We start from the raw sequence: 17,195 nt of genomic DNA, 5'->3' as shown, positions 1-17,195 counted from the left end.
GTAGTAGCAGCAGGGCCCATCTCCGCGGCTCCGGCGCCTTGACCGGTGGCGGCGGGTTCTTTGTACTAGCCGGAGTTCAGGATTCCGGAGCGGTAACGTGAGTTGCCCCGGTTCGCATGCCCTACGAGGAGGGCTCATCATGACGCTTCAAGTGCGTGGGCCGTTTCCGAACCTGCTCATCGTCGACGGAATCGATGTCACCCGTCCCGAGGCCGACTACCGGCCGGCACTTCAGCAGGCGATTTACTCGGCGCAGAACAGCCCCGTTTCCCGGGGCAGTCATACGCTGTGGGTGGTCTTTCCGTATCCGGCTCAACCCGCGGCGAACCCGAACTCGGCGAACTTCGCGACACTGGCCCCGGACGATGCTCAGGCGGTCCCGCGACCTCTTCGCGGCGTCGGCGACATGCGGGCCATCCCAGGTGACATGTCAGAGGCCATCATGGCGGACGCCCTCTGGGTGCTTCTGCACGAGGCGGTACACGGATGGCTCGTCCCAGCTGATCTGCGGTTCGCTCTGCCCGAAGGCACGCGCGCAGTCTTGGGGAGCTGGCCCCTGACGGTCAACATCTTCCGTCGCCAGCGATATGACGGGCCAGCACTTCTCGGCCGTTCGGACCAGCACTGGGGGATCTATTTCAACGCGGACGGCTCGTTCATGGATGGCATCAACTGGGATGTCGCCGAGCAAGGCTACGGGCAGCAGCAGTGGACCCAACGGGACCTCGCGCTGCCTGTCTCGCCAACCGGGCTGCCCACGATTCGCTTGGGTGGCCGGTTATGTGACTTGGACCTGTTCATTCTCGGGTTGAAGCGGGCCGAGGAGTGCTATCGGGCGACCGGTGGCCGCTTTTCTTGGCTGTACCCGCAGTTTGCGGCTGGTACGCCGATGAAGTACCAGAGCGGGCTCTACGTCGCACTGGCCGACGGCAGCTACGCGTACTTCGGTTTCCTCAATGACCATCGCATGTTGGGTGCGACTCACCCGGCCACAGGATGGGCCAGCCCCCTGAGTGATCTGAGCGCGGCATACGACGCCCTCGGTGGGGCGAAAGTGGCGCTTCGCGTCGCTTACGACGGCTCGTTCCTGTATTTCCAAGCGAAGCGGACAGGCGTCGGGGCCGACGACCTGTTCGGCGGCGTCGACAATCCTGCAGCGGCGCCGACGGCTGGTGACATGAGCACGTGGCAAACCGTCGGGACCCTGCGGGTGGTGGCTACTCCGACCGCTGTCGGCGTACTGGTGAAGACCGAGGCGGCCGTGTTGGTGGAGTGCCAGTTCGACACGCTGGTGACCTGGCGTTACGACGCGAGCGAGGTGCCTCGGACGATCTCGCTGGTCGGCGGAGTCCGGACGTGGCCGGGCGGCCCGCAGCTGAATGTGCCCGATGGTGTGACCTTCCGGGACGTACCGCTGCCCTACGTGGCCGCTCCCGAGCACCCGGAAGCGACGTACAGCCAGATGCGCGAGTCCGGCACCTCGGTTGTTCTCGGCGCGCCGTGGGACCAGCCCTACGACCACCGACCGGGCGTCGACCAAGCCCCAAAGCTGTTCGTACGAGCGCCAGCCGGGCGATTCGGTGTCGCAACGGTCACGGCCATCGTCCGGGGCGCGATCGGGCCGGCAGCCGCAGGCGGCGCCCGCGGGGCTATCCTCTGGGGGGAAGCGGCCCGCGCGACGACCAGCCAGGTCGTTCTGTCCCCCGAGGTCGAGCAGCGACGCCGGGACCCCGTCCCTTGGCGGCTGGCGTTCATCGTGGCAACCGCCGACGCCCGCGCGGTCGGCGATGCCGACCTCAACCGCCTGGATGCCCTTCGGCGCTACTGCGAGGCGGCTGCCCCTGTCGTATCAGACGGCACCTTGGTCACGCGAACAGATCTTGGCTGGCAGGGCTGGCAACCGGTCCTGCACGGAACGTTCGCTCAGGGCACCCCCGTGGTTGCGATCAGCGCCCGCCCAGGCGAGATCGACGTGTTCGCGGTCGGTCAGGACGGGCGGGTGTACACCGCGTGGTTCCATCCCCCGCAGGGCTGGCAGGGCTGGCAACCGGTCCCGCACGGAACGTTCGCGCAGGGCACCCCCGTGGCGGTGGTCTCGGACCAGCCAGGCTGGCTCGACCTGTTCGCGGTCGGTCAGGACGGGCGGGTGTACACCGCGTGGTTCCATCCCCCGCAGGGCTGGCAGGGCTGGCAACCGGTCCTGCACGGAACGTTCGCGCAGGGCACCCCCGTGGCTGCGATCAGCGCCCGCCCCGGACAGATCGACCTGTTCGCTGTCGGTCAGGACGAGCGCGTCTGGACAGCCTGGTTTGCTGCACCACTGTTCTCCGCCCCGGCCCCGCCGCGGTGGCAAGGTTGGTCCCCGGTCGGCGACGAAGACTTCCCCTCCCTCACACCGCTCGGGGTGGAATCCGCCCGGGTCGGGCAAATTGACGTGTTCGCGGTCAGCCCGGCGCAGGGCAAAGTTCACACCGCCTGGTTCCTACCTAATGGCTGACCGAAGACCTGGACAATCATCGTCGAGGTCGACTCCCCAGACCAGGGCTGCTTTCATCCAGTGGTTCCCGAGATCGCGACCTCCCAAGTCTTCGAGGCGGACCTGACCCCATCTCATCGGACCTGGATCCGCGCCGAAGACGGAGGTCATGCCGCTATTGGGGGACAATCAGGCATGGATCAGCCCGCGTCCGTCGTCGCTCGCTGGCTGGCCGCCGGTGACTGCGGTGATGTTGAGGCCTTCGATGACCTGCTCCATCGCGATGTGGTACTCCACGCCCCCCGGGGGCTCTCAACGAAGGACCTTGAATCAGAGAAGCAGGTGTGGCGCGAGGCAGTGACAGCCATGCCCGATCTTCGCCACGGAGTACAGGAGGTCGTGGCCCAGGGGAACGTGGAAATGGCGCGCGTCATCGTCACTGGGACACTGCGCCACGACCTCGCCGGCGTCCCAGGAAGCGGGCAATCCTCTCAGATGGATCAGGCCGTCATCTGCCACCTTCACGACGGCAAGATCGCTGAAGCGTGGGAGATCGCCGACGTTGGCTCCTTGGACGGCCGGTGAGTTCTCGCTGAGCGGACTTCCTCCCGCGCCCAGGGCTGTCCGCGCCGTCCCCCGTCGACATGTCGTGAACTCGACGTGAGTCCTTCCGCCGCGAGCCGACCATCTACCAAGATCCCAAGACGCCGGACAAACGGGGTGGCACCCTGACGGGATGGCGAGATATAGCGGCGGGGTTACGGTCCACAGAGCGATGAAGGGCCCTCGAAACGCGGGGGGCTCCTGGTCCAGTCCGGACGGCTGGGAGCGCGAGGTGCTTGCCACCCTGTCCGCGATAGGGGAGGTGCGGCGGAGCTGTGACAGCACCGAGCTCATGACTGTGCGGTACGCCCGAAAGGCCGGCATGTCGTGGACTGAAATCGCTGCCGCACTGGGGGTCACGCGGGAGTCGGCGTGGGCGCGGTGGAGCGAGATAGACGAGACGCTTCCCGCCGGTGACGCGTGGGGGCCGATGTCGCTGAATGACCCGGCCACGGTTCTTGAGCGATGGGGAGGTTCTCGGCCCGAATAGGGGCGTAAGAATGGCGCCACGGCCAGGGTGAGAAGCGGCCGGGGCTTGGACGCGAGCCTCATTCGGCCGCACAGAGCGGTAGGCCCGGATACGACAACTCCGCCTGGGCTTGGACGGAACCGACCGTCAGGACGACACGCCGAGTCGGTGTCGCACCACCCTCCGGCGCAGGGTGGGCGACGCCTTGACCTCGTAGCCGGCGTCGAGGAAGACCTGGAGCAGCCCGACCGACGCCTCGTCCCAGATCACCGTCTTACCCGGCGGCGGCTCGGTGGGGTAGCCCTCGAGGACGCGAGCGCCGACCTGCCTGCCGTACTCGACGGTTGCGGCGGCGAGCTCGTACATCAGTCCCTGTCGACGGAACACCTTGCGCACGACGAAGCAGGTGACCGACCAGACGCCCTCGAGGTCGGGGTCCATCCGCATCCACGACTTCTGCCGCGCCCAGATCCTCGGGTAGTTCTCCCGCGGCTCGATCGCGACCCAGCCGGCCGGCCCGCCGTCGAGGTACCCGACGAGGCCGGATGTGGGGCCGCTCGTGCCGCAGCCGGCCTGCTCAAGGAGTGCGGCGTCGCGCTCCTGCTGGGTCGTGTCGCGCCAGATCCAGCCCGGCACCTTGAGCGCCTGGCAGCGGCACTTGCCGGCGCCGCCGGCGTCGAACACGGCCTCGACGTCCTCGCTCGTCGCGTGGTTGGCCGGTCGCCAGCTGAACTCGGGCACACCGCGAGACTAGTGGCGGGTCGCCGCCAGTAACGACGCCGTGACCATCAAATCCGTGACCTCGTCGATGGGTCACACCGCCGCCTTTCGGGCGCACGCCTGTCTCTCACCCACACGCCGATGCGCGGATGTGTACGTACACACGAGTTGTTGGCTGCCGGTCGAGACGTTGTACTCGACGCAGCCGGAAAGTATGCCCTGCCACCTTCAGCCGCCGTCCTAACGTTCGCCCGGCCCGGGCTCGCCTGGTGGCCACGGGTCTGGGAGGCCGAAGAAGTCCTCCGCCGTAAGAGTGGTCGGGCTCTCCGTCAGCTTCCCGGATGCCCTGCTCAGGGCGGACGGCCAGCAGGTGGTCTGCAACTTCGTCGCCCGCGGGCAGTTGAGGTCGATGGGTGCCGACCCGGCCGTCTTGAACCTCTCGACGAGAACGGGATCTTTGCGTTAACCATCTTCCATGACCCCGTACGCACACCTGACTGAGCAGCAGGCGGCGGCCGCCCTCGAGGAGTTCCTGCAGGAGCGGTCCCCCGCCCTGCGGCATCTCGAGCTCGCCGTGGGCGATGCTGTCCACCTGGACCACTCGGTCGAGAGCCTCGGACCGCTGTGGGTGTGGGCGAAGGAGAGGCTCCGGCTCGGTCCGTCCGGACATCAGCCGTCCTGGTCGAGGCTGGGGCTCGGGGAGCACGAGCGACTCGACGAGGCCTCCCTCCAGCTGCTCGACGGACTGATCTCCTACGTGATCGACATCATCACGAGCGCCGTCCCGGAGGCGAAGTGGGAGGTGGCGACTGACCCGCATCCGCGATACCTCGACCAGAACAAGCCGATGCTGAGAGCCGGGGCCTGGGAGCAAGTGCCAGCTTCGACGATCGGCAACCTGGGGCGCCAAGTGTTCAGCGACTGGCCACCTGCCGAGGACCGACTCGCCTCGATCGTAGGTTCCTGGCTCACGGAGGTTGCCGACACCCGATGACCGTCGGGGTCGCCGTGGAGCCAGCAGCGCCGGACTCATCCGGTCATCGCCTTCCTATGCCGCTCCTCGTGCGGGTCCTGTCGGTGGGCGCTGGCGTCCTGAGGCGCGCACTGCTGGTCCAGAACGATCGTTTCTGAGGGCCAGCGTGGCCACCGTCAGCGCGACTTTGACCATAGACAACGACCGAGCCGGTCATCGCTGCTTGAATCGAGCTCATGCCCGACGATGTCGCCCTCGTCCTGGCGTGGATCGAGGCGAGCCAGCGCGCCCGGAACTCGCAGCAACCCGAAGACTACGAGGCCCTGCGCCGCTTCCTCGCCGACGACGTCCAGGTGAAGCTGGCCAGCGCGTGGACGGACTCGCCCTGGCGGATTGCGTACACGAGCGCCGACCAAATGGTCGAGCGGCTCGGTGCACCGATTAACGCGGGATCCGTCCTCAGGACCGAGAACACGAACGTGGTCCAGGCCGGCAAGGACGTCCTGGTCGAGCAACTGTCCACCATCAGCCGCGACGGAAATGACTACGTCAGCACGGTTTGCCACATCTTCACCGTCGAGGACGGCCGGATCAAGCGGTTGCGCACCTACCGCAATGACCACGGCATCCCGGCAGGCTGAGACCTGAAGGGCCCCCGCGTACCGCCGATGCGGATGGCGGCGCAATCTGAGGTGCGGCTGACTCGTTGCCGGGGACGATCTCACTCACACATGTTCATGGGTATCGAACCCGGGTCGGCCAGCCAATGGGGGCGCTGGCATTGGTTCCGAGAGACGGTAAGGAGTGGCCGCTCGCGTTTCGCGAGAGGGCAGCCTTACACGCTTCCTGATGCCCTCGCCGCGGTGAGCAAGGCGCGCGTCGCGGATCGCCAAACAACCACCCGGGACACCGCGACTTGGCAGCTCATGCTGATGCGAGCGGCTGCGACTAACTTCCGGATGATCGGCAATGAGCGCGTTCGCGACGTGCGTCACACCGCCGCGTGTCGACCATCCTGACGGCGGCACGTGCGGACGCAGATCAAGGTGCGTCTTCCGCGGGCTACTTAACCACCCGCGGGCGGGGGCGCCCAGATAGCGCTCACGCGCCGGTCTTGCCGTCGATCCCCTCGCGAAGCAGATCGACATGCCCACAGTGTTGGGCGTACTCGGTGATCATCCGCAGAATCAGCCAGCGCAGGTCGACGTCCTCGTACCAGTCCAACGGGCGCGCCGGATCATCGAGGCCGTGGGCGGCGACGATGTCGCGGGAGACCGCGCACTCCGCTCGCCAAGCGTCCTGGTCTGATCCGAAGTCCGCGTCCGCCGGCGGGTTGAAGTCGAGGTCGGGGTTGTCCTCGGTGAAGAAGAGGAACGGGACGTCGCGCCGTTCAAAGTTCTGCTGGAACCACCAGCGCTCGACGCCGGCGAGGTGTCGGACTAGCCCGTGCAACGACAGCGTCGACGGCGGCATGCAGCGAGTCCGGGCCTGCTCGGTGCTGAGGCCTCGGCACTTCATCTCGACGGTTGCCCGGTAGTACTCGAGGTAGGCCGTGAGCGCCTCGCGCTCGCCGGCCACTCGAGGGATCCGTGGGCGGTCGTCATCGGACCACTCGGGCGCGAAGGCGCCGTCGGTCAGGCCAGACTCCGAATGGCTCTCACCCTCAAGGGGGTCCTCAGTCATGCGCGCACTCTGCCACGCAACGATCATCAATCGTCGGAGACCGTCCCGCGACGGGTTGGGCAAACAGGCTCCGAGCGGCAAGATCGGACGTCCCGTCCGCGGCAGGATCGGACGTCCCGTCCGCGGCAGATTCGGACGTCCCGTAGCCGTCCTCAGTGCATGAGAGTGCGTTTCAGGCAGCCGTGCTCGGGGGCACCTCGCGCACCATCACGCAGTTGCCTAGTCCCTTGGGACGGTCGTAAGTGAAGCCCTGGCGCTCGTACATCGTGCGTGTGCCGTTGTAGAGGAATGACGAGTTCTTCTTCCGGACCCCGCCGGTGTCGTGGGGGTAGCCCTCGACCAGGCCGCCGCCCGCCTGCGCGATCAGGTCCACGGCTCCGCGCAGAGCCACCGACGCCAAGCCCTTTCCGCGGTGGACCTTCTCGACCTGGATGCAAGTGATCCGGTAGTCCGGCAGTCGCTCGGCGGTGGCGAGGTACTCCTTGCGGTGCTGGATGCGGGGTAGCTCCTCAGGTGTGCCGTACTCTGCCCAGGCGATGGCGAGGTCGCCGTTGTAGACCAGCGCCGCGTGCGCGATCCCCTCTTCTACGCGGCGTTTCTTGAACGCCCGGTTGTCCTCGGCGGTGGTGTCCCGCTCGCGGTCATCGGGATGGAAATGCGTGCACCAGCAGCTGGCGAACATGCCCTTGTTCCGCTCGACGAGAGCGGCGAAGTCGTCGAACGTCTCCGGCGTGAGCGCCTTGATCGCGAAGTCGGACATGCTTGGAAACGTACTCCGGATCGCGGACGTTCGGCGTCCGGTGGCTCACGCGGCCACAGCGGCGCAAGGCCGTGGCGGCTGAGGCTCGCCGAGTACTCAGACTGGAGCAAGGGCCAGCATGCTCATCGCCACGACCGCGCGGGTCGCGGCAGGATCGGACGTCCCGTCCGCGGCAGGTGAGTGCGTTCACAGAGGCTGGGCCACCCGCAAGTGGGCGCCGGCGGAGGACGTCGACGATGTCACCAACCGCGCAGCGCGGCTGAGACGGAGGCGTGTCTTACGCCGGACCGGGGTGCTCGAGAACACAGCCGGGTCGGGACCTTCGGCTCTGACGCGTGCATGTGTGGCGGCCGAGCGTGGGAGGTGGAAGGAGGTGTGATCATGAAACTGAAGTTGAGAGATGTGATCGGAACTGTCCTCGTTCTCGCCATCGGCGTGCCGTATGTCGGCTACTTGGTCAACGGCGAGATGCCGTTCGTCAAGGACCCGCGAGGGATGTCCGCCGTCGGTCTGGTGTTGGGTACCGCCGCGTTCCTCGTGATGAGGAGCGGTGATGCCTTCGACCGGGCAGGCAAGGTGGAGACCGGGCTAGCGGTCATCTCGCTGGTCCTGGGACTGGTCGCCTTTGCCTTCGCCGAAGCGGCCGCCGCCGAGGTGCTGCTCGCCGCGTTCATGGCCTCGATCCTGGTCGTGTGGCTGGTCGAGATTGTCGACCACGCCGGCCTCGTGCACGCGCACGGCGCCCCGATGGCGCACGCCTGACCAGCCGAACCCGAGAGACCCGGATGCATTGGTGCACCCGGGTCTCCCGCTCGCGTGCCGTCCTTCAGCGATGCCGCCCTGGAGCGGCGGCCGTTCCCTGGAGCAGCGGCACGACGATCGGTTCCGGGCGGCCGCCGGGGCTCAGGGCGTTCAACAAGGACAGCTCGGAGACACGGCTGGTGAACCCAGAGGAGCCGGCTCCGCGGCTCCCGCCATCTGAGGCGAAAGGGGGGCGGAGGTGTCATGACGCCCTCCAGCAGTGCGCGGTAGGCAGGCGCTTTGCTGGCGCTGCTGACGCCACGCGCAGGGGTCGATAACACGTCGATAACCACCAGGAGGCGCTCACCCGAAGGCCGGCCGTCGCGCACGTGATCTCGGCAACGGTAGACCGTCGTCGAGCAAGGATCCTGCCTATCGTTGATGGTGCAGGAGAGACCGGGCACCCGACCTGTCACCCCTTGAGCCCCGTACCGCGCCGGCCCCGCAGGGCCAACGCGGACCCAGCCCCGAGACGCGCGCCGGGCCGGTGACGATCTCCCGCGGGGCCGCATCGGCGAACCGCGTCGACGCGGCATCGGCGATCGGACAAGGGGCGAGGAGCATGAGTACGCACACCACCAATCAGAGGCCGGCGCTGGTGCCGGGGGCTGCGCCGTCGACCACACCGACGAAGCGACGGCCCGGGACGGCGGGGTACTGGATCGGCGCGGTAGTCGCCGTCATGGCGACGCTCGGCGCAGTCACCTGGGGGGCGTTCGCGTTCCTCGGCTGGCGAGCCCACGTCGACGCTTTCGTCCGTGTGGCGCCAACGGAGACTGCGGTGGTCTTCGTGACCGACGCTGGGACCCGCTTGCTCTACCTGGAGCACGACCGGACCGCAGCGGTCCCGTCTGTGCCCGCTGTCACGGTGACTGGACCGACCGGAGCCGAGGTGCCGGTGGCGGCATACCGCGGCGAGCTTCGCTACGACGTCCCGAACGTCGCCAACCGTATCGGCGACGCGGTGCTGAGTTTCCAGGCCGAGAAGCCCGGCGCCTACCGGGTCACCCTCGGCAGCACCGACCAAGGCGCCATCGTCGCGGTCGGAGACAACCTGCTCTGGACCTGGGGTCCTCAGGTCGTCGGCATCGTCGCGTTGTTGCTCGGTGGCCTGTTCGTCGGGATGACGGTGGTCATCGTCACTGCGGCACGGCGGTCAAGCTCGAGGGTCTGACCGCGGCCGGGCCGCACGATGGGCGGTGCCGGATCCTGAGACGAGTACGAACCCCAAGGCAACGTCCCCCGCCTCCGCGCGCGCTGCCGTCCATCGGCGACGCCCGCCGGACACTCACTGGGCGCGACCGTTGCTGCCAGCCGAGCACCACTTGCGGCAGTTCGGGCGAGCGTAGCCGCCCTCAACGCGGCAGATCCGGTCGTTCATGCAATCGCGACGGCAACGGGGTCCCGGCCGTGGGCGAGGTAGTCGAGCGCTGCGACGACGAGCGCCGACGTGCCCGTGTCGAGCGTGGGCTGGACCAGCGGTGCGAAGTAGGGGGAGTGGTTCGGCGGCGCGGTGGTGCCTGGGGCGAATCCTCCGACGCCCCAGTAGAAGTATGGCGTCCCGAGGGCGTCCGGGATCCGGCTGAAGTCCTCGCTGGCGGTGACCCGTCCGAGGTCGACCATGTGGTCGGGGAAGTGTCGCTGGAAGGCGCTGCGCACCCGCGCCGCGACCGCGGCGTCGTTGCTGGTTAGGGGGTACTGGTCGTAGTACTCGAATGTCGGTGGCTGCGGTGACCTCGCGGCGTCGCACTCCGCCTGCACGATGCGCTCGATGGCGCTAAGCACTTGGCGACGGATGTCGTCGTCGTACGTGCGGACGTTGAGCAGCAGCACTGCGCGGTCGGCGATGATGTTGCTCTTGGTGCCGGCAACGCTGCTTCCGACCGTCACGACGGCGAACTTTCCGGGCTTGGTCTCCCGGGCCACGATGGTCTGCAGCCTGATCACGATGGATGCCGCGAGCACGACGGGGTCGACGCTCAGGTGCGGCATCGAGCCGTGTGAGCCCTGACCGAAGACGGTGATGCGGATGCTGTCGCCCGCTGACATCACAGGGCCGATGGTCGTGCCGATCGTGCCCGCTTCCAGTCCCAGGACGTGTTGGGCGAAGGCGACGTCGGGTCTCGGGATGCGTTGTGCCAGCCCGTCCTCGAGCATGGCCCGAGCCCCGGACGCCGTCTCCTCGGCGGGCTGGAACAGGGCGACGAAGGTGCCGTGCCACTGCTCGCGTCGATCCGCGAGCAGTTGGGCGGCACCGAGTAGGCAGGTGACGTGCACGTCGTGCCCGCAGGCGTGGGAGATCCCCACCGTCGCGCCCCCCTCGTCGGTCGCCGTGGCGGTGGACGCGTACGGCAGGCCTGTCAGCTCCTTCACCGGCAAAGCGTCCATGTCGGCGCGGCACAGGACCGTACTGCCCTGCCCGTTCGACAGGACGCCGACGACACCACCACCGAGCCGGTGGACCTCGAAACCCCACTCGCCGAGTCGCTCGGCGCAGGAGGCGGCCGTACGCGACTCCTGGCCGCTCAGCTCCGGATGGGCGTGCAGGTCGCGGTAGAAGTCCTCCCGCCAGCCTCGCGTGTCGTGCAGCCCGGCCAGCACGTCGTCGGCGGATGTCATCGGCCTCACCCTTCGTGGATTCAAGCAGACGGTCCCACGGAGAGATGACCGTACCCACGAAGACTGGGACCTGGCTCCGAGTCTCACTTGCCACAGTGAGCGGCCGGTCCGTCCGACGGCTCACCAGCCTGTCCGGGCGTACCGTGTCGGCATGGCGAGCCCGGATCCCCATGAGCAGCCCGCGTGAGCGTGAGCGCGACGACCGGCCTGCTCCTTCTCGACCTCGCAGGTACCGCCGTCTTCGCCCTCAACGGAGCGCTCACTGCCCTCGCGCGGCGCGGCTGGACCTGGTCGGGGTGCTGACGCTCGGCATGATCACGGCCCTGGGCGGCGGCATCATCCGCGACGTCATCATCGCGTCTCTGCCCCCAGCGACGTTCCGTGACTGGCGCTATCTGGCGGTCGCCGGTGCCGGTGCCCTCATCGCCTTCGGGTGGGGCCGAAAACTCGACCGGCTGAGCTTCCCGATCGAGGTACTCGACGCCGTGGGCCTCAGCCTGTTTGCCATCACGGGAGCCACCAAGGCCATGGATGCCGGGCTCGGGCCCCTTCCGGCCGTCATCCTGGGCGCGGTGACCGCGGTCGGGGGCGGCACGATCCGCGATGTGCTCATCGGCCGGGTCCCGACGGTCCTGCGGAGCGGCCTCTATGCCGTCCCGGCCCTGATCGGCGCCGCGATCACCGTGGTGAGCCTCGAGATCGGGCTGCATGGCTGGATCCCGGCGTTGGTTGCCGGCTTGGCGTGCTTCGCCGTCCGCCTGATCGGGATCCGCTTCGACCTCAACGTGCCGGTCCCCCCGGGGTCACCCGACGAATGAGACGGCATGGCGCATCCCGGCGCGCGGCGCGGCGCCAGGTCCTCAGGCCCTCAGCTCGTCCGAGTGGCCCTGTCCCGCGAACGCGCGGGGCAGGGCCTGGACGCCCCAGGTCGGCAGGTCACCACAGGTGCATGGTGCCGTGCGCGATGTTGAAGTACATCCCGATGTGCGTGTAGTAGTTCATCGCCCCGAAGAGCAGGAAGACGGCGCCGCCGACGACCCAGGCCCGGACGGCCCACGGCAGCAACGACGGCCGGTTCAGCAGCTGCGCGATCGCGAAGAGCAGGGCGCCGACCGCGACCACGCCCCACAGGCCGCCGAGGAACAGCGCCTCCAGGATGGGCAGGTGGCCGAAGCGGCCGCTGATGGGTTCCTCCGCTGGTGCCGCGCCGAGCTGGAACCGAACGAACGTGATGGCCAGGACGCCCATGGCCAGCCCGAGTGCGCCCACGAAGACCGAGATCGGCTTCAGGGCCGCAAGTGCGGTCGCGTTGGCCTCGTCCGGCTCGCCGGCGAACAGGGCGCGGTGACGCCACAGGTAGACGGCGGCGAACAGGAGCAATGCGCCGAATCCCGCGGCCGGCTGGCCGAACGCGACGTTCGCGTACTCGAACCCGTCGCCGCCGAAGGGCCACGTCACCGTGGTGTGCAGACCCAGCGCGAGCAGCAGCAGCCCGGTGACGCCGAAGAAGGCGGCCCAGCCTTCGCTGTCGATGCGCTTGCCTCGGATGAGTCGGGCGAGGAACCAGGCAAATCCCAGAAGTCCCGCTCCCGCCGAGACCGCAACCAGCTCGTTGTAGACGACCACTTCGTCCACCTTCCTTTCATTGGCGGAGCTCTTGGCTCCGCCGCTCGTTCGTTCAGTTCCGTGGTGTTCCGGCCGGGTGCAGCAGCGGCACCCGGTTGCAGTCAGCGCGAGGTCTCCGACCGGGCAGTCCCGGGTGTCCCGGTGCGGGTGCCGGTTCGACCTTTGGGTCGGTCAGGCCGGGTCGCGTCGATCAAGCCGAAGACGAACCACGCGACCACGAAGAGGATCGCGAGGGCGCCGGGGACGAGGACGTCGCTGGGTGTCATGAGGATCTCCATCTCTGATAGCGGGCTCAAAATACCGCTACACTGTCTGTAGCGATATTACCCAGGCTTTTGTTCCCGAGAGGACCGCGTATGCCAACTGCGGCCGGCCGACCGCGCGACCCGTCCGTCGACAAGCGCATCTCTCGTGCGGCGCTGCTCCTGCTACGTGAGAACGGGCCCCAAGCCGTCCACATCGACGCGGTGGCGGCCCGCTCCGGAGTGGCCCGTACGACGATCTACCGCCGCTTCCGGGATCGATCGGCCCTGCTCACCGCCACCCTGGAGCTCTTCGTCGACGCACCGTTCCCCGCCGCGGACCTTCCGGTCGAGGACAAGCTGCGGTGGGTGCTCGACCAGGTCCGAGAGCTCGTCGAGGAGCAGCTGGGGCGAGGTGCGATTGCTGCGGTGCTCGCGGACTCCGACCCCGCGTTCAGCACGGCCCTGCGTGCCCGCCTGAGGCGCCGGCTCGAGGCCCTACAGGTGCAAATCGACGCCGACGTCGCCAGCGGTCGACTGAGGGATGGGATCGACGTGGAGTCGCTCGCCGGCGTGGCCTTCGGGGCCTACCTCGGGGAGGCGCTGCGGCACGGCCGGGTTCGACCCGGCTGGGCTGACGGGGTCGCCGACCTGCTCCTCAGAGGCATCAGCACCTAGCCCTGCCCTGGACATTCACGGTGCTTTCCGTCCGATGGACTCGAATGGCCTTGGACGAGATCCCCTCGAACGTGGTCTGGACATCCTCCCGCCACGGCTGTAGCAGGGCGGCCTCGACAACGTCCCCAACTCGGCATGTGGGGACGAGATGTCCCTTCGCGCGAAGGCGCCCGGCTGGCACCATCCTGGCTGCCGCTTCGAGGCGCGTCACACCGCCGCCTGCCGACGCGAGGGCCGACTCAGGTCTAGCGTCGTTGGACCCAGATGCCGGGTCGCGTAGGCGGCGGGCGGGGTCTGGTCCGTAGCCGGTCGCCGCGTGAGGTGACTCCATGCCCACTCCTACGACACTGCTTCCGTTCCAGCCCGCGACAATGTCCACGTCCCAACTGGCGGCAGTCTCCTACCTGGCCCGCTACTCCGGCCGAACTCATGCCCTGTACTCGTTCCAACTGCGGGAGTGGTTCGCCTGGTGCGAGATCAGCGGGCTCGACCCGCTCCTCGGAATCCAGCGAGCACACATCGAGCTCTACATCCGTCACCTCGGCGAGCGGGGTCTGATGGATTCGTCCGTCATCACGATGATGCACGCAGTCCGCGGCTACTTCCGCTTCGCCCACATCGATGGCCTCATCCCCGCGGACCCGGCCGTCTATGCGCGCCTGCCGAAGATCCACCGCGACGAGTCCCGCACCCAAGGCTTGGACCGGCTCGAGCTGATCCGGTTCCTGCAGGTCGCCCAGACCATCACCGTGCACCACGGCGCTCTCGCGTACCTGCTCGGGATCAACGCCCTGCGCGCCTCCGAAGCCGCGGCCGTGCGGATCGAGGACTACGCCGACACCCTCCGCGGACACCGCGTCCTGCACCTGGTCGGCAAGGGCAACAAGCCCGCGACCATGCCTGTGACCGTCCCGGTCCTCCGGGCACTCGAGGCCTGCCGCGGTAACCGAACAAGCGGTCCGCTAGTGCTGCGGCCGGTCTCGGGGAAGCCGATCGACCGACGCGACGTCTACCGGATGGTCGCCCGGATCGCGAAGAACGCCGGCATCCCGCGGCACATCAGCCCCCACTCGCTGCGGCACGCCGCCATCACCAACGCCCTCGACGCCGGGGTCCCGCTCCGCGACGCCCAGATCCTCGCCCGGCACGCCGATCCACGCACCACCGAGCACTACGACCGCGCCCGAGGCAACCTTGACCGGCACGGCGTCCACTTCCTGACCGCGTACGTGGCCGGCGTGTGACACGTTGCTTGGTCCGCGTCGATTCCGCGCGCAAAAGGTGACCGTGCCCTGCCCGCAGTACCTCGGCAATCCGTGCCACTTGATTCCGCGCTCTTACTGAAGGCGCCACGGGCGCATCGTTTCCCTGCCACACTGGGGCACCGCTTTTCATCGATGATCTGGTCGCGGAACCTCACTCAAAGCTCGTGGTCCGCGCGGCTGTCTAATCCCCGCTCAGGAGTTGATTAGTGTGGCCAAGGACGCGACTTCGCCCCCCAAGGTGTCGGACGTCGACCCGACCCCCGATCCCCAGCTCGACTTCGTTCGTGCTCACGATCCCCACTTGTCCCTGTGGCAGTCCGTCGTCGCCGAGAACATCCGGCAGGGCGCCGACGGACCGCTGTCCAACGCGGACGTCTTGGCGCATCCGATGATGCAAGCCACCACGGACCATGTGCGGACCGTGATGACCGACGGCATGGACGCTATGGAGCCAGGCGGCCCACGCGAGACCGCTGCCTACGTCTCCCACCTTGCGCTCGAGACCGCCCAGGCCACAGCCGTTGGCGACGACGCTCGCGCCGCGGTGCTCGCCGAGGCCGCGCGCCACTACTCGGACAGCGACTGGTGGGCGTTCTTCGCCCAATGCGCGAGCGCATACGTGAACTACGGGATTCAGTACCGCGGGGTACTCAAGTACAACGACTGGAAGGTCGAGGGGCAGGGCGATCTCAGCTACGGCGTCATCGACTGGAAGCTGCCCAACGACGCCGTCGTCGGGATCATCGGTGACTGGGGCACCGGCTTGGACGATGCCCGGATGCTCCTTCGAGACCTCATGGTCCAGCACAAGCCGGCCGTCCTGATCCACCTCGGAGACATCTACTACTCGGCCACACCTGCGGAGTGCGTTGCCAACTACGCCAAGGTCATCACGTCCGTCTTTGACGAAGTGCTCGGTGTAGGAAAGCGAATACCCGTCTTCACCTTGGCGGGGAACCACGACTACTACTCGTTCGGCTACGGGTTCCTCGACACTGTCAACCAGATGAACGCCGGCTTGCCTGGTGCCAGTCAGCCGGCGAGCTACTTCTGCCTGCGTAGCGCCGATCTCGGGTGGCAGTTCCTTGCGATGGACTCGAGCTACTACGACTCCAACCCGGCCAACCAGAAGGACTTCACGTTCAAGGGACCACCGCTCCGAGACAGCGAGGTGCAGTGGCTACACGACAAGATCGACACGTTCGCCGGCGCGACGGTGCTGCTCTCGCACCATCAGCTCTTCACGGCCAACGCCAACATCAACGGAGTCAGTTCTGGACTTGCTCCCTATAGGAACACATACCTCCAGGACGCGTTTCAGCAGTACTTCGCCACGGACGTGGCCGCGTGGATGTGGGGCCATGAGCACAATTTCGTGGCCTACCAGAACGGCCTCTTCGGACTGGCCAAAGGCCGCTTGGTGGGCTGTAGCGCGTACGAGGAGGAGACGACGTCCAACCCGTATGCGGTCAACTGGCCGCAGGTGCCCTACCTCGACCCGGTACGCAACCGGGTGGACCAGGTGAACGCCTACTACAACCACGGGTACGCCGTGATCAAGCTCGGCGGCCGCGCCCAGCCGGACTCTCCCATCAGGGCCGAGTACTACCAGTACCCGTCCTGGGGGACGATCTGGCCGGCGCCGGCCCAGTTGAAGTCAACGCTGATCTTCTCGGAGGAGTACGAGAAGCCCAACCGTGCCGATCTGGGCCCGGTGCAGTACGGGCCGATCAAGCTCCGAGCGGCTTCGGGCGACTATCTGTCGACCATTCAGAAGTACTCCCAGTACTTCCCCCACATGAGCACGAACACCGCGGCGCCGCTTGAGATCACCGGCGGCACGGGCGTGATCAGACACGGGGACCACGTCCAGATCAAGACGGATGAGTCGACTGCAGGGAAGTACAACGTGCTCGGCGCATGGGCCGACTCGACGTGGCTCTACTACCTCGCTTCAGGTACGAACGCGACGAAGCAGGCCTGGACCGTGCAGAAGCTCGACGCCACAGATCCGGAGATCCACTACGGCGACCAGATCTGCTTCCTGAGTCGATCGGTAACGGATCAGACGCTCCAGCCAATTTGGAATGCAACGTACAAGACCACCTACCTCACCACCAAGGTGGGCGCCAAGTCGTGGTGGACCATCTCGAAGTAGTCGATGAGGATGCTTGCCAACGATCCAATCAGTGCGCACTGATGGGTCATTCCGCCGCAAGCGACCACGCGCACTCGGCAGCCGTAGACGTTTCCATGAGCTGCAAGAAGACGGGTTCACAG

At 67.4% G+C, this 17,195-nt stretch carries 16 protein-coding genes; 10 read left to right on the top strand and 6 right to left on the bottom strand.

The annotated features are described in order from the left end of the window. Positions 1-139: 139 nt before the first annotated feature. The gene (locus LG278_RS08175; protein ID WP_404392714.1) at positions 140-2,497 is read left to right on the top strand and encodes a hypothetical protein; all 2,358 of its coding nucleotides are present in this window, start codon (positions 140-142) and stop codon (positions 2,495-2,497) included. A 174-nt stretch (positions 2,498-2,671) separates the two neighbouring features. Then, positions 2,672-3,061 carry an ester cyclase gene (locus LG278_RS08170; RefSeq protein ID WP_404392712.1) on the top strand — a complete coding sequence of 130 codons (390 nt, stop codon included), beginning with the start codon at positions 2,672-2,674 and terminating at the stop codon, positions 3,059-3,061. A gap of 634 nt (positions 3,062-3,695) precedes the next feature. Here the strand turns inward: LG278_RS08170 and LG278_RS08165 are convergent. Further along, a complete protein-coding gene (locus LG278_RS08165) occupies positions 3,696-4,289 on the bottom strand; it encodes a GNAT family N-acetyltransferase (protein WP_404392710.1) in 594 nt (197 codons plus the stop codon). 454 nt (positions 4,290-4,743) lie between these two features. Here LG278_RS08165 and LG278_RS08160 point away from each other — a divergent pair, with 454 nt between their 5' ends. Together LG278_RS08160 and LG278_RS08155 are read left to right on the top strand one after the other, a co-directional pair. Then, positions 4,744-5,262 carry a hypothetical protein gene (locus LG278_RS08160; RefSeq protein WP_404390386.1) on the top strand — a complete coding sequence of 173 codons (519 nt, stop codon included), beginning with the start codon at positions 4,744-4,746 and terminating at the stop codon, positions 5,260-5,262. Positions 5,263-5,477: 215 nt separating this feature from the next. Then, complete coding sequence (locus LG278_RS08155) at positions 5,478-5,882, top strand: nuclear transport factor 2 family protein (protein ID WP_404392708.1); 405 nt, start codon at positions 5,478-5,480, stop codon at positions 5,880-5,882. A gap of 460 nt (positions 5,883-6,342) precedes the next feature. Here LG278_RS08155 and LG278_RS08150 read toward each other — a convergent pair whose 3' ends face one another. Then, positions 6,343-6,819 carry a DinB family protein gene (locus LG278_RS08150; RefSeq protein WP_404392706.1) on the bottom strand — a complete coding sequence of 159 codons (477 nt, stop codon included), beginning with the start codon at positions 6,817-6,819 and terminating at the stop codon, positions 6,343-6,345. 277 nt (positions 6,820-7,096) lie between these two features. Further along, a complete protein-coding gene (locus LG278_RS08145) occupies positions 7,097-7,684 on the bottom strand; it encodes a GNAT family N-acetyltransferase (protein ID WP_404392704.1) in 588 nt (195 codons plus the stop codon). A gap of 381 nt (positions 7,685-8,065) precedes the next feature. Between LG278_RS08145 and LG278_RS08140 the strand changes: the two genes are divergently transcribed. Next, positions 8,066-8,446 carry a hypothetical protein gene (locus tag LG278_RS08140; RefSeq protein WP_404392702.1) on the top strand — a complete coding sequence of 127 codons (381 nt, stop codon included), beginning with the start codon at positions 8,066-8,068 and terminating at the stop codon, positions 8,444-8,446. Positions 8,447-8,972: 526 nt separating this feature from the next. Beyond that, positions 8,973-9,659 carry a hypothetical protein gene (locus tag LG278_RS08135; RefSeq protein ID WP_404392700.1) on the top strand — a complete coding sequence of 229 codons (687 nt, stop codon included), beginning with the start codon at positions 8,973-8,975 and terminating at the stop codon, positions 9,657-9,659. A gap of 203 nt (positions 9,660-9,862) precedes the next feature. Here the strand turns inward: LG278_RS08135 and LG278_RS08130 are convergent, their stop codons facing one another. After that, the gene (locus LG278_RS08130; protein ID WP_404392698.1) at positions 9,863-11,104 is read right to left on the bottom strand and encodes an amidohydrolase; all 1,242 of its coding nucleotides are present in this window, start codon (positions 11,102-11,104) and stop codon (positions 9,863-9,865) included. A gap of 311 nt (positions 11,105-11,415) precedes the next feature. On the opposite strand from LG278_RS08130, the gene LG278_RS08125 reads away from it, so the two are divergent. After that, positions 11,416-11,922, top strand: a complete 507-nt coding sequence (locus LG278_RS08125; RefSeq protein WP_404392696.1) for a trimeric intracellular cation channel family protein — start codon at positions 11,416-11,418, stop codon at positions 11,920-11,922. A 118-nt stretch (positions 11,923-12,040) separates the two neighbouring features. Here LG278_RS08125 and LG278_RS08120 read toward each other — a convergent pair whose 3' ends face one another. Continuing rightward, entirely contained in the window at positions 12,041-12,739 is a 699-nt protein-coding gene (locus LG278_RS08120) for a DUF981 family protein (RefSeq protein ID WP_404392694.1), read from the bottom strand. A 92-nt stretch (positions 12,740-12,831) separates the two neighbouring features. Further along, positions 12,832-12,996 (bottom strand): hypothetical protein, encoded by a 165-nt coding sequence (locus tag LG278_RS08115; RefSeq protein ID WP_404392692.1) that lies wholly within the window; start codon positions 12,994-12,996, stop codon positions 12,832-12,834. 90 nt (positions 12,997-13,086) lie between these two features. On the opposite strand from LG278_RS08115, the gene LG278_RS08110 reads away from it, so the two are divergent. From LG278_RS08110 to LG278_RS08100, 3 genes are all read left to right on the top strand, one after another. Continuing rightward, positions 13,087-13,650: a TetR/AcrR family transcriptional regulator gene (locus LG278_RS08110; RefSeq protein WP_404392690.1), complete on the top strand. Its 564-nt coding sequence runs from the start codon at positions 13,087-13,089 to the stop codon at positions 13,648-13,650. Between the two features lie 371 nt (positions 13,651-14,021). Next, positions 14,022-14,894, top strand: coding sequence for a tyrosine-type recombinase/integrase (locus LG278_RS08105; RefSeq protein WP_404392688.1), 873 nt, complete (start codon positions 14,022-14,024; stop codon positions 14,892-14,894). 229 nt (positions 14,895-15,123) lie between these two features. Further along, positions 15,124-17,073, top strand: a complete 1,950-nt coding sequence (locus tag LG278_RS08100; protein ID WP_404392686.1) for a metallophosphoesterase family protein — start codon at positions 15,124-15,126, stop codon at positions 17,071-17,073. Positions 17,074-17,195: the final 122 nt, after the last annotated feature.

It is taken from the genome of Humibacillus xanthopallidus (assembly GCF_044793955.1).
Taxonomy (GTDB): domain Bacteria; phylum Actinomycetota; class Actinomycetes; order Actinomycetales; family Dermatophilaceae; genus Humibacillus; species Humibacillus xanthopallidus_C.
Note: the sequence above shows the minus strand (reverse complement) of the source record. Positions and strands in the feature narration are given on the sequence as shown.